The organism is Kribbella jejuensis (assembly GCF_006715085.1).
Lineage (GTDB): Bacteria > Actinomycetota > Actinomycetes > Propionibacteriales > Kribbellaceae > Kribbella > Kribbella jejuensis.
The window spans coordinates 763,724-776,445 of the sequence record NZ_VFMM01000002.1 but is presented as its reverse complement, the minus strand read 5'-3'; the positions used below and the strand labels follow the sequence as shown (position 1 = coordinate 776,445).

The following is a 12,722-nucleotide window of genomic DNA, read 5'->3' as shown; positions in this document are numbered from 1 at the left end:
ATAACATATTTGTCATACGTGGAAGGACGGGATGATGTCCTTGCCGTACGACGTGAGGGTTTGTTCTTTGGCGTCGTGTTGGAGGTAGAGGGCGAACTGGTCTACGCCGAGGGACTTCAGGGCGGCTAGGCGGGAGAGGTGGTTCTCGGGCGGGCCGAGGATGCAGAAGCGGTCGACGACCTCGTCGGGGACGAAGGCGGTGTGGGTATTGCCGGCGCGACCGTGTTCGGCGTAGTCGTACCCTTTCCGCCCCTCGATGTAGTCGGTGAGCGCCTTCGGCACCGCGCCCGACGCGCCGTACCGCGCGACGATGTCGGCCACGTGGTTGCCGACCATCCCGCCGAACCAGCGGGTCTGCTCGCGCTGGTGTTCCAGGTCGTCCCCGACGTACGCCGGCGCCGCCACGCAGAACTTGATCGCCTCGGGATCGCGGCCCGCCTGCTCGGCGGAACGGCGTACCGCACCGATCATCCACTCGGCGATGTCCGGGTCGGCGAGCTGGAGGATGTACCCGTCGCCGACCTCACCGGTTGCCTGCAGGGCGCGCGGACCGTACGCCGCCACCCACACGTCCAGCGCCCCGTTGTCGACCCAGGCGAACTTCAGCTGCTGACCGCGATACTCGACGGTCTCACCACGGGCCAGTCCGCGGACCACCTCGACGCACTGCTTCATCTCGTCGATCGTGCCGGGCTTGGCGCCGAGCGTCCGCAATGCCGAGTCGCCGCGGCCGATCCCGCAGATCGTCCGGTTGCCGAACATCTCGTTCAGCGTGGCGAACTGGGACGCGATCACGGTCCAGTCCCGGGTGCCCGGGTTCGTCACCATCGGCCCGACGATCACCCGCTGCGTGGCCGCCAGGATCTGGCTGTAGATCACGAACGGCTCCTGCCAGAGCAGGTGCGAGTCGAACGTCCACACGTAGGAGAACCCGGCGTCCTCCGCCTTCCGCGCCAGCTCCACGACCGTGGACGCGGGCGGATCACACTGGAACACCACACCGAAGTCCACTTGTGGGCCTCCCCTACATCAGGTAAGACGACAGACCGCGCTTGAGGAACTTCCCGCGCCCCTTGCGACCGTGGTAGTTGCCGTCGGCCACGATCACCTCGCCGCGGGAGATCACCGTACCGACCCGGCCCTGGATCTCGACCCCTTCGTACGCCGAGTAGTCCATGTTCATGTGGTGCGTCTCGACCCCGATCCGGGTGGTGCCGTTCGGGTCGTAGATCACCAGGTCCGCGTCCGACCCCGGCTCGACGACGCCCTTGCGCGGGTACAGCCCGAACATCCGAGCCGGCGTGGTCGCGATCGTCTCCACCCAGCGCTCCAGGCTCAGTTTGCCGTCGACGACGCCTTGGTACAGCAGGTCGACCCGGTGCTCGACGCCGCCGATCCCGTTCGGGATCTTGGAGAAGTCGCCGAGGCCGAGCTCCTTCTGGTCCTTCATGCAGAACGGGCAGTGGTCGGTCGACACGACCGCGAGCTCGTTGTTCCGCAGGCCCTTCCACAGGTCGCGCTGGTGGTGCTCGTGCTTGCTCCGCAGCGGCGTCGAACAGACCCACTTCGCGCCTTCGAACCCGGGCGCCCCGAGCTGGTCCTCCAGCGTCAGATAGAGGTACTGCGGACACGTCTCGGCGAACACGTTCCGGCCCGCGTGCCGCGCGGCCGCGACCTTCTCGAGCGCCTCGCTCGCGGACAGGTGGACGATGTACAGCGGGCAGTCGCGGGCCACCTCGGCGAGCGCGATCGCCCGGTTCGTGGCCTCCGCCTCGAGCGCGGCCGGTCGGGTGATGCCGTGGTAGATCGGGTCGGTCTCGCCGCGTTCGATCGCCTGCTGGACGAGGACGTCGATCGCGATCCCGTTCTCGGCGTGCATCATGATCATCGCGCCGTTCTCGCGCGCGGTCTGCATCGCGCGCAGGATCTGCCCGTCGTCGGAGTAGAAGACACCCGGGTAGGCCATGAACAACTTGAAGCTGGTGATGCCCTCGTCCGCGACGAGCTGGTCCATCGCCTTCAGCGCGTCCGCGTCGACGCCGCCGAGGATCATGTGGAACGCGTAGTCGATGTGACAGTTGCCGTCGGCCTTCGCGTGCCAGGCGGCGAGCCCGTCCTGGACCACCTCGCCGGTGCGCTGGACGGCGAAGTCGATGATCGTCGTGGTCCCGCCGTACGCCGCGGCGCGGGTGCCGGTGTCGAACGTGTCGCTGGCCGCCGTACCGCCGAACGGCAGCTCCATGTGCGTGTGCGCGTCGATCCCGCCCGGGATCACGTACTTGCCCTCGGCATCGATCACCTGGTCCGCGGTGATCGTCGGTGTGAACGACGGGTCCAGGACCGCGACGATCTTCTCGCCGTCGACGAGCACGTCCGCCCGGCGGGTCCCGGTCGATCCGACGACGGTTCCACCCTTGACCAGCAACGACATTCGGGGTCCCCTCTACGGTTTCGTCAGGTCTCCGTACGCGTCCGGGCGGCGGTCGCGGTAGAACTGCCAGCGGTCCCGGACCGTGTCCAGCAGGCCGAGGTCCAGGTCGCGGACGATCAGTTCCGGATCGTGGTCGTGCCCGACGTCGCCGACGAACTTCCCCTCCGGGTCGACGAAGTACGACGTACCGTAGAAGTCGTTGTCGCCGAACTCGGACTCGATGCCGACCCGGTTGATCGCGCCGATGTAGTACTCGTTCGCGACCGCGGACGCGGGCTGCTCGAGCTTCCACAAGTACGCCGAGAGGCCGCGGCTGGTCGCCGACGGATTGAACACGATCTTCGCGCCGGCCAGCCCGAGCGCCCGCCAACCCTCGGGGAAGTGCCGGTCGTAGCAGATGTAGACGCCGATCCGCCCGACCGCGGTGTCGAAGATCGGGTACCCGAGATTGCCGGGACGGAAGTAGAACTTCTCCCAGAACCCCTTCACCTGCGGGATGTGGTTCTTCCGGTACTTCCCCAGATAGGTGCCGTCGGCATCGATAACCGCAGCCGTGTTGTACAGCACCCCCGGCTGCTCCTGCTCGTACACCGGCAGCACCATCACCATCCCGAGCTCCTCGGCAAGGGCGGCGAACCGCTCGGTCGTCGGCCCCGGCACGGCCTCGGCGTACTCGTAGTACTCCGCATCCTGCTTCTGACAGAAGTACGGCCCGTAGAACAACTCCTGAAAACAAATCACCCGCGCCCCTTGGGCAGCCGCCTGCCGCGCGTACTCCTCATGCGCCTTGATCATCGACTCCTTGTCACCCGTCCAAGAAGTCTGCACAAGCGCCGCCCGCACAACCTCCGCCACAAGAACCTCCCCAAGTAGCCGAGCCCCCATGCTCCATCCACCCCACCCCACCCGTCAACGGATGCCCGCGATCCATGCGGACCGCCGTCCGGGGCGCCGGCACCGAGTCCTCGATCCGCCCGGCAACCGTTCAGCTGAGGTTCTCTCAGCTTTGTCGGCCAGGTTCCGGGAGATATCGCACGCCAACTTGCTTACCGGAAGACGGTCGCCCGGTCGGCCGCCTCGCGCTAGGTACGTCGCCGGAGTGCATCCAACTGGGCCGTGCCGGTCTGTTCGATCGCAGAGAGGTCGGCTTCGATGGCCTCGAGTGCGGTCTGTACCTCCCGGCTGGACAGCGACGGATTCTCACCGCCTGCCTCCTCGACCGTCACACCGTCCGTCGACGGCCGCCCGGCGTACTCCGCCGGGCCTCAAACACCTGTCGCGCCGCCCACGCCGCACGCTGCGAATCATCGCCCAACCAGACGTCCACGGCGTAAGCGACCGCGATCGCCCCGTTCTGCCCGTACGCCAACTCGGGCACCCAGGCCACCACGTCCTCATCAGGAACCATCCGGTCCAGGACGGCCGGTGCATCGGTCAGATCACCGCGCGGATCCTCGAGCACCCCCCAACCCGCTCGACGATCCCGCGCAACACCTCCAGATCGCCGTCGCCCGACCCGTCCACATAGCGCCTGTACAACGGCATCTCGGCGCAGAGCACGGCAAAGAAGGTCTTGGATTCCCGCCCAAGCCCACTCAACCGCCCAACCAGATCCCGCTCGTCATAGGTGATCACCCGACAAAGTGTTCCTCTCCTAGGACATCACCCGACTTCACCAGCGCCGTCTGCGCTGGATCCCGCTCCACCGGCCAGGACTTCCTTGCCGCGGAGCCGGTGCAAGAGCAGCTCGCCAGCTCAGTCGTCCCGGTTCGGCAGCATCCGCGAACTCGACGAGGAGATCGTCGTCGACGACGAAGGGCCGGAGAAGATCTCGCATCACAGCTGGGTTGCTTCGAACCAGCCTCCTAAGTGCAGGATCCTCCCGGAGCCGCCGCCGCAACACCAACGCGTGCTCCTCCCGGCCGCGCCACACCAACCACGATCGAAGTCGGGCGACCTCGCTGGATCCTTGCTCGGCCAGCCTTCGCTCATGTTCCGCGATCAAATCGACGTGCAACTGCACCACGAACGGAGCGGCCCAAATCAGCGGATCGTTCTCGAGCGCTGAGAACCTCGCCTCATGAATGGTCTTGATGAATACGCTGAGGTCTACGTCTGACAGCGCAGAGAGATCCACGTTGCTACCTTAGAAGGGCATCGACTCGCGGATGAGCTCGGTTCCCTGCGGCACCCGGGAGTAGTCTAGGCCTGCTGCAGCACGACTGCCCGGGGTATCTGGTCTGCGACCTGCTGGTATTCCGCCGGGGTCAGCTCCAGCCAGGCGTCGTTCTCCTGGGCCACCGTTCCGAGCACAGCCGCTCCGTCCGGCCTCAAGGTCGTACGGCCGACGATCTGAGCCCCGGGCCAGACCTGTGGATCCATGGCATCAATCAGGTCCCCCCCGAGCCGCCAAGTACCTCATTGGCCGGCCAACGGTTGTCACGAACAGGTCTTCCCAGCGGGATTCAACCGCATATGCGATCGCCATCCGCATGTCCGGAATCTCAACCTCCGGCCCAGCCGGAACGAGAGCGCCATCCCGGTACGTCCTTGTCCTCGGGTTTGCTCAGGAAAGCGGTGGTTGTCGGGCCAGGACGTGCGGCACCTCGCGGGTCGCCGAAGTGTTGCCTGGCGCGTGGTGGCGACCTGAGTGGCGGCGTCCGCCGCGACCAAGGACATGCCATGCTGGTCGGCTACCACCGCGGTGACTACTGTCGCTCGGAGATGATCTTCTGGACCTCTTCGACGCTGGGACGATAGTTCCGCCGGCTCTGCATGCGCAGCTCTCGAAGCTGCGGAAGGTCGGCGATCGGGCGCAGGTCGCCATCCGAGATTCTCGTAGAGCCGGACAACAGGAGCTCCCGCAGTTTCGTCAGCGCACGCAGCGGTTCAGCACTCGAGAAGCTCGCGCCGTCACTCAGGTCGAGCACTTCGAGATCACCACACGTTGCAATGTCGTCGAGGGTGGTCACCTTCTTGCAGGCTTCAAGATGCAGTTCGCGCAGCATCGACCCACGGACCGCTCCGGTATCCGAGAGCCGCGCGGCGAGATGGACGCCAAGATGCCGAAGACCCGGGAGGGCTGCCAGCCCGTCGAGCGACTTCAAGCGCGGCCGGTCCTTCAGCACCAGCGTCTCGAGGTCGCCAGCCGGCGCAAGAGCCCACAGATCATCCTCCGTATATCGTCCCGCGAACAGTCGCGCGAGGTGAACCGCAGAGCGGAACGTTTGCCTGATCTGGCCCCAGTCCGCCTGGATCTCGGTCAACTCGGGCAGTCGCTCGAGATCGACAGTCAACGCGGGATCCACGGTGAGACTGATGTTTCTCAATGTCGGTGCAAGGCCGTAGATCGGATCGAGCGACTGCAGGCGCCGGTCGATGACCACCAGGTTCCGCACCGGTAGGCCGTCGAGAAATCGCAGGTCGGCCATGTCGAATCCGAGGGCGTAGTTCAGCACGAGGGTGTCGGCGCCCTCTTCGACGAACGCCGCGCCGGCCTGATCGGACCACGACCCGGTGACCACCATTTCGATGGTCCCATTGGGTCGCGGCCCGACCGCGAACGTCTGTCCTGTCATCGCGAATAGGGCTGATTCGGCATCAAGGGGAACCTCTTCGGCCCGATCGGGTTGACCACGTTCCGCAGGTTGTTGATCCCGCCCAATCTGTCGATCATCATCTGCTCCGCGATCTCCCGGCTGGTCTTGTTCCCGACAACGCCCTGGCGTGCGGCGTTGTCGGCCTCCGCCTGGGTGAACTTCCCGTCCCGCACGTGCTGCGCAAGCCGTTTCGAAATGTTCTTGGACTGTCCGACGTAAACACCTGCCTTGGAGTTGACAATATATATCCCGCGGTTGCAGGTGTTGTGGACCAAGACGGCCCGGTCGCCCACATGGTAGGTGTGAATCCCCCGAACGCTGAGGTTGTAGGCCAGCGCCTGACGCTCGGTACCCTTTTTCAGTCCCGACACCGTCAGTACGCGGCCATCGGCACCGAGTACCTGTTCGCCGCTTCCAAGCTGGTCGGCGCGTTCGAACGCCTGGTCGGTGACCGACCAGAACGGGTGATCTTCGGTGGTGGTGACGACGTCGCCCTCGACCACCAGGTCGGTGACGACATCGCCATGGACGAACACGTGCTCGACCGGCTCCGCGAGCTGCTCACCCGTTTCCGGGTCCGTAGCGACGACCTCGTCCCCGATCCGGACGTCCTGAATCTGCTTCTGGCTGCCGTCCGCCATGAGGACCGTGGTGGTCCCGGAGAACGAACAGGCACGAGCCGCGGTGTTCGCGACTGCCTCGCCGGCTTCCGCACCCGCTCCGGACGCGACCTTCGCCAGGAGGGTTTTGCCGACCGCACCGACCAGCTTGCCCCCAGCGCCGCCCACAGCACCCGATACGCCCCCTATGGCCACTTCTTTGGCAAGACTGGCTGTGCTGAATGACAGGTTGTCGTCCAGAGCGACTTGGGCGCCGTACCCGAGCCCTGCTCCCGCGGCGCCTGCGACGGCTCCGGCGACAACCAGGCATCCGATGCCGGCTGTCGCACCGCAGAAGGCTGCGACGCCGACGACCGCCACCCCGATGGCGACCGCCTCGCCGATTTCGGAGGCGTGGGCTTTGGCCCAGTCGTGGGCCTCGTCTACCTTGTCCTTCGCGTCGTTGACGCGCTTCTTGAGCCAGCCGCCGATGCCGCTCTTCTTGTGGTGGCCTCCACCGTCGTGGTTGCCACCGCCACCGTTGCCGTCGTCGTTGTTGGTGCCGCCGTCGTCGTCGGCGCGGTGGGGGTGGGGGTTGTCGTTGACGGCGCCGGCTACTGGGTAGAGCGTGTCGACGTCGTCGTCGGTGTAGCCTCCGCCGCCGTCGCCGTCGGCGGCGTTCTTCAGGCCGGTCGGGTCGGAGCCTGATGTCGGGTTGTCGTTGGCGTAGGTGTAGCCGAGCATCTGCTGCGGGTCTGCGATGTCGAGCACCGGGTCGACGCTCAGGAAGCGGCCGATGGTCGGGTCGTACTCGCGGGCGCCGACCGTGGTCAGGCCGGTGTCCTTGTCCTCCGGTTTGCCCAGGAAGCCGTGGTTGTCCGGCCAGGCGCCCGGCGCGACGCCGCGTGGGTCACCAAAGGGCTTCGCATAGCGCTTCGTCGCGGTCAACGTCGCGGCGTCCACGGCGACCTGCGACGTCTCGTGGTAGTCGGTCACCAGCCACGAGAAGTCCGAGGTCGCCGTCCCGTTCGCCGAGCGGACCGCGATCGTCTGCCCGTTGAACTCGTACTGGCGCTTGCCGAGCACCTGCCGGGTAGCCTTGTTCAGGGTCAGCTCGAGCTCGCCCAGGAAGAGCGTCGTCTCCGTCGGGCCACGGCGGACGAGCAGGTTGCCGTCGGCGTCGTACACGTAGTTGGTGTCGCCCGCCGAGCTCGTCAGCTTGGACAGCTTGCCTTGCGCATCCCAGTTCAGCGTCTGCCCGGGCCGAACGGTCGTGTTGCCGCGTGCGTCGTACTGGTAGTCCTTCTCGGCGCCGGCACCTGTCACCTTCGCCAGCGTGTGCGGCTGGTCCGTGTTGTAGGTGTACGTGCTGGTGACGTCACCGCTCGCCGAGTGGTCTGTCTGCGTCTGCCGCAGACCGGTCGGCGTGTACGTCCACGACTGCCAGTACGGCGCGACGCCGCCGAGTGCCGTCGTGCTCGGGGCCTTCGTGCAGTCTTTGTCGCCAGGTGTCCAGGCCGAGGTCAGCCGCGTGTGGCCGTCGTAGCCGAAGCACTGCGTGTCGCCGCCGTCGACGAGGTTCTGATCCTTGGTGACGTTGCCGACCGGGTCATAGGTGTACTGATGGTCCGAAACCACCTGTACGTCGCCCGCCGAACTGCGGCTCAGCCGACGGGTCCCGTCCTCGTAGATGTTCGCAATGAACATGTCGGCGTTGGATCCGAGGTCGTACAGCGTGACGTCACCGAACTGGTTGTAGTCGACGTCATTCACGTACGTGCCGCGGGTGCTGTACATCCGGGTCGGCAGACCCAGCGGGCTGTAGTCGAACTGGACGTCGTCGGCGCCCAGCCCACCGCCGCCGGAGTAGCTGATCAGCGCCGGCGTCTTCGCGTCGGGCTTGTACGCGTAGTTGGTCCAATAGCTGCCGTCGATCTCCACGCCCTCGACGGACGGGATGTCCCGAGTAATCTGGGTCGGTTTGTAGAGCACGTTCCGGCTGTTGACGATCATCCGGTACGCCGGACCGGTCTTGCCGGCCGTGTAACTGGTGGACATCGCCAACTGCCCCAACAGACCGGTCTTGTCGTACATCCAGTCGGCGAGCAGGTTGGCCGGGTCGACGCTCGACTTGTACAACGCAGTCTTGCGGTCGAGCGCGTCGTACGTCGTGACCAGCGTGTTGTTGGTCGAGTCCGTGGTCGACACCAGCCGGTCGCCCTCGTCGAAGGTGGAGGTCGTGGTACCCGAGTCCGGATCGGTGCTCTGGATCTTCCGGCCGCGCAGGTCGTAGGTGTACGTCCAGACGCCGCCGGCTCCCTGCATCCGGGTCATCCGCCCGTCCAGGTCGAACGTGTACGTCGTGACGTCCGGCGTACCGGTGGCAGCGTTGCCGTCGTACTCGCGCCGCTCGATCACCTGACCGCGGACATCCGTCACGGTCGAGGTAGCGCTCCCTCCGGCCGGCGGCAGAACAGTGGTGGTGTCACCGCCGTACACCGTCGTCGTGGACCACTTCGGCTGCAGCATGCTCATGAACGTCGACTTCACGACCCGGCCCGTGCCGTCGTACTCGTTGTAGGTCTGGTTCGGAACCGAGGCGTTGGCCACGTTCACCAAGGCCGCCGCGGGCGCGCCGGAGTCCCAGATGTCCTGGTTGGCGTAGGTCACCTGGCCGCGCGAGTCGTACCGGGATTCAGTGATCACCCGGCCCCCGTTCGCTCCCGGTGCCTGCGTCTGCCGGGGTCGCAGCAGCGAGTCGAACTGGGCGTACGAGGTGACGTATCCGTTCGCCTCCACGTTCAGCTGATCGGTCCGGACGGTCGAGGCAGCGGTCTGCGACAGCGTGTAGGTGTACTTCGTGTTCGCGAGCATCGTCGACGCCGGGGCCTGGCTCGGCAACCACACCGCGGTCAGCCGGCCCAGCGCGTCGTACGCCATCTCGGTGACCTTGCCGTTGGGGTCGACGGTCTTGGACGGCAGACCCCACTCGGGACGGTAGGTAGTCGTGGTGGCGAAGTTCGCCGGAGTTCCGCTGTAGGTGTTGACGGTCGGTTGCTTCACCACGGTCTGCGTGAGCGGACCGGTCGCGGCGGGTGTGTAGTCGGTGGTGGTGATCCGGCCGAGTGCATCTCCCGTGGACGTGGCCCGGCCCAGCGCGTCGTACGCCTTCGTGCCGGTGGTCTGGTAGATCGGCAGACCGTTGGTGTAGTGGTGAACGCGTTGGACGGTCGTAGCGTCACCCTTCGAAGCGTCACCGTATGTCAAGCCGTCGTAGAAGGTCCGCACGTCGGAGAGCACCCGGTTCTCGGGCGGGTTCGCCGAGGCGGCGTCGCAGGCTCCGGTCGAGGTGACGATCCGCATCGGGAGCGCGACCAGCCAGGGCACCGTCTTCTTCGCGTACGCCGTGATCGTGCAAGTCTCGTCGACCTTGGTGGCATCGCCGTAGTCGGTGACCTTGTTCGCCAGGCCGTTGTCCGGGTCGTACGTCGTGGCGACGCTCCGGATCAGGTCCGGCCGGCCGCCGTCGCGGTGCACGCGGCTCTGTGTTGCCGACGCACCGACGAAGTTCGACTGCAGCGTTCCACCAGGCACGGCCTGCACGGCCTTCTGCGTGACGACGTAATCGGTGATGACGCCGGACACCTCAGTGTTGGAGTTCTCGTTCTGGTAGGTGATCTGCTCGCGTGGGCTGCCGGACAACGGAGCCAGATCCGCCCGGAGGGTACCGGTCGTGTCGGCGACGTCGACGTTCTTCACGGCCGTCGTACCTTCGAGCTTGTCGCCGTCCATGCCTCGGAAGTACTTCGTGACCGACCGGCTTCGGGGCGCGGGATCGGTGGGATCGCCGGTGTACGTCGTGACCGTGCCGTAGCCACGCCAGTCGGACCACGTTTTGTCGTTGTCCTTGAGCATGGGCGACTCCTGGTAGTGCCAGGCGGCACCGCCGGAATACAGGTACTGCGTCATCATCAGGGCACCGTTGCCGGTCGGATCCGACGTCACGACGTTGTCCAGGACGTACTTGTGGAACCAGTCCTCGCGTTCGACCTCACGCGGCGGCGTCCACTTGACCGGGTAGCAGCGCTTGGTGTTGGAGTCCTTCGCCGGCCGCTCCCCCGACATGCACTCCGGGCCTGCGTAGTTCACCATCACCTTTGCGCCGGTCTCGGTGGTGATGTCGTGGATCCGGTAACGGACCAGTCCGTTGAGACCGTCAGTGCCGGAGTCGACCCGGTTCGCCATGCCGATCGGGCTGAAGATCACGTTCGGCACGCTCAGCGCCGTACCGGCCTTGCCGCTGTGCGAGATGCCTGCCAGCCACATCGGCGCGCCCGTGCTGCCGTCGTTGGTGGACGGGAAGGTCAGATTTGTCTGCCAGAAGTCGACCGGCTGGTACGTCGTGCCGTTCAGCACCTGGGTCTGGATCTGGTAGAGCCGCTCGCGGCTGAAGAACGTCGGGGAAACCTTGTTGGTGCACGCGGTCGAGCCCTCGCACACCTGGTCGAACGGCACGTCCGGCCAGTTCGCCTTCGTCGTACTGCTGAGGACGGAGCAGTTGGCGAGGCAACGCTCCGCGGTTGTGAAGACCACCTGTTGCGGAGCCTTCGCGGTCGCGAGCGTGCTGTCGCGCAGGCCGTAGTCGATGCGGTTCAGGTAGCCGCCACGGACGTACGGCGTACCGGGAGAGGCGACGCCGTTCTTCGCGTAGTTGTTGGTCTCCTTGGTGTACCAGTACGACATCGCGTTGCCGTGCAGGTCGACGACGTAGTCGAGGTTCCAGCGCCAGCCCAAGTTGCAGAACGACGTCGCGAACGTCGACGCGTGGCAGGGTTCGGCCGCGTCGTCACCGGCGACCGGTACGGTGTAGACCGAGTTCGTGTACGTCGTCATCGACGAGTTCAGCTGGTGCTTGCCGAAGTAGTACTGCGTGCCGTCTGTCGTCGTGACGCGCCAGTACTCCTTGCGGGCGTCACCGTTGTCGACCGTTCCGACGAGCTTCTCGACCCGGGAGCCGTCGTCGTTCTTCAGTTTCCAGGTGCTGGCTCCGGTCACATCGCCGGTGGCCCGGACCAGTTCGTTGGACTTGCCGTTCAGGGTGAGCGTCGCGTTGTCGTACTTCCAGCATTGGTCGTACTTCCCCGCGTTGCCGTCTTCGTCGCAGCTGGTGTACTTGCGCTCGATGTAGGACTCGGTCAGGTCGAAACCCTCACCGACCCAGGAGACCTGGTTGTTCGTCGCCGAGGTCCGCCCGTCGATTGACTGAGCGGAGTACTGGAAGGCCAGGCTCGGCGTCGGTCCGGCCGCCGCCGGCGGCATGCGGAGCGGATACGACCAGGTGAAGTCTCCGCTCGCGCCGCCGCCGGACCAACTGGACGCGGCCGAGAGCTGGGTCGCCGCGTAGTCGCCGGTGCTCGAGTCCGAGGCCGCGGTGAGCGCGAACACCGACGGTTGCGCGGTCACCGGCGTCGTCGCCGATACCGTTTCCCGGCTGGTGTCGTTGTGTGCCTGCAGCGGGGTGCTCGTTGAACAGGCGGGCACGTTCGGCGTGGTCAGAATGCAGGCCGGCAGCGCAACGACGGTCAGCCGCGCGGCCCAGTCCGCGCCGAAGGCATTCGCGAAGCCGGAGTAGTCGAAGGACAGCTGTACGTCGGACCGCGACGTCGGCGCCGTTGCCTTGACCAGGACACCGCTGACGCCGGCCCGGGCACTCGCCGCCTGGTCGAGGAACTCGACGTCGACCGTGGCCGTCGTACCGCCCTTGAGCGCTCGGGCGGTAACCGGTCCGTCGGCCCGGGTTCCGGCCGGTTGGACGACCACGCTGCGGTGCGCTGGTGCCGGCCAGGTGACCGGCTTGTTCGCCGCAGCGATCGTCTTGTCGACCGCCCGTTTCAGGTCCGGGGACTCACTCGGTGCAGCTACCGGTTTGACCGGTTCGACGTCCGCGTCGTGCGGCGCCACGGGCTTCGGAAGGGCGGAACTCCCGGAGGACCGTGCCTCGGCCCACGACACCCGACCGGACACCGCCACCGTGGTGGTGAGCGCCAAGCCGAGAAGTACCGGTAGGAAACGGGAACGAAGTACGCGCATGGT

Annotated in this window: 9 protein-coding genes; all 9 read right to left on the bottom strand. The window is 66.2% G+C overall.

Going from position 1 to position 12,722, the window contains the following annotated elements:
• Nucleotides 1–12: 12 nt before the first annotated feature.
• Nucleotides 13–1,011 (bottom strand): TIGR03842 family LLM class F420-dependent oxidoreductase, encoded by a 999-nt coding sequence (locus FB475_RS23635; RefSeq protein WP_141858753.1) that lies wholly within the window; start codon nucleotides 1,009–1,011, stop codon nucleotides 13–15.
• Nucleotides 1,012–1,024: 13 nt separating this feature from the next.
• Entirely contained in the window at nucleotides 1,025–2,431 is a 1,407-nt protein-coding gene (gene hydA / locus FB475_RS23630) for a dihydropyrimidinase (RefSeq protein WP_141858752.1), read from the bottom strand.
• A 12-nt stretch (nucleotides 2,432–2,443) separates the two neighbouring features.
• A complete protein-coding gene (locus FB475_RS23625) occupies nucleotides 2,444–3,286 on the bottom strand; it encodes a nitrilase-related carbon-nitrogen hydrolase (RefSeq protein ID WP_202878476.1) in 843 nt (280 codons plus the stop codon).
• A 367-nt stretch (nucleotides 3,287–3,653) separates the two neighbouring features.
• The gene (locus FB475_RS23620) at nucleotides 3,654–3,893 is read right to left on the bottom strand and encodes a hypothetical protein (RefSeq protein ID WP_141858750.1); all 240 of its coding nucleotides are present in this window, start codon (nucleotides 3,891–3,893) and stop codon (nucleotides 3,654–3,656) included.
• Nucleotides 3,866–4,066 carry a hypothetical protein gene (locus FB475_RS23615; RefSeq protein ID WP_141858749.1) on the bottom strand — a complete coding sequence of 67 codons (201 nt, stop codon included), beginning with the start codon at nucleotides 4,064–4,066 and terminating at the stop codon, nucleotides 3,866–3,868. Before FB475_RS23615 ends, FB475_RS23620 begins: the two co-directional genes overlap by 28 nt.
• 37 nt (nucleotides 4,067–4,103) lie before the next feature.
• Nucleotides 4,104–4,568: a hypothetical protein gene (locus FB475_RS23610; protein WP_141858748.1), complete on the bottom strand. Its 465-nt coding sequence runs from the start codon at nucleotides 4,566–4,568 to the stop codon at nucleotides 4,104–4,106.
• Between the two features lie 65 nt (nucleotides 4,569–4,633).
• Nucleotides 4,634–4,813: a hypothetical protein gene (locus FB475_RS23605; RefSeq protein ID WP_141858747.1), complete on the bottom strand. Its 180-nt coding sequence runs from the start codon at nucleotides 4,811–4,813 to the stop codon at nucleotides 4,634–4,636.
• A gap of 326 nt (nucleotides 4,814–5,139) precedes the next feature.
• Nucleotides 5,140–6,009 (bottom strand): leucine-rich repeat domain-containing protein, encoded by an 870-nt coding sequence (locus FB475_RS23600; protein ID WP_141858746.1) that lies wholly within the window; start codon nucleotides 6,007–6,009, stop codon nucleotides 5,140–5,142.
• Nucleotides 6,006–12,719 (bottom strand): RHS repeat-associated core domain-containing protein, encoded by a 6,714-nt coding sequence (locus FB475_RS23595; protein WP_185759403.1) that lies wholly within the window; start codon nucleotides 12,717–12,719, stop codon nucleotides 6,006–6,008. The genes FB475_RS23600 and FB475_RS23595 overlap by 4 nt, the downstream gene beginning before the upstream one ends.
• Between the last annotated feature and the right edge of the window lie 3 nt (nucleotides 12,720–12,722).

Excerpts from the sequence above, each read along its gene's own strand:
- FB475_RS23600 (WP_141858746.1), bottom strand. The coding sequence starts at position 6,009 with ATGACAGGACAGACGTTCGCGGTCGGGCCGCGACCCAATGGGACCATC.
- hydA (WP_141858752.1), bottom strand. The coding sequence starts at position 2,431 with ATGTCGTTGCTGGTCAAGGGTGGAACCGTCGTCGGATCGACCGGGACC.
- FB475_RS23605 (WP_141858747.1), bottom strand. The coding sequence starts at position 4,813 with ATGGATCCACAGGTCTGGCCCGGGGCTCAGATCGTCGGCCGTACGACC.
- FB475_RS23595 (WP_185759403.1), bottom strand. The coding sequence starts at position 12,719 with ATGCGCGTACTTCGTTCCCGTTTCCTACCGGTACTTCTCGGCTTGGCG.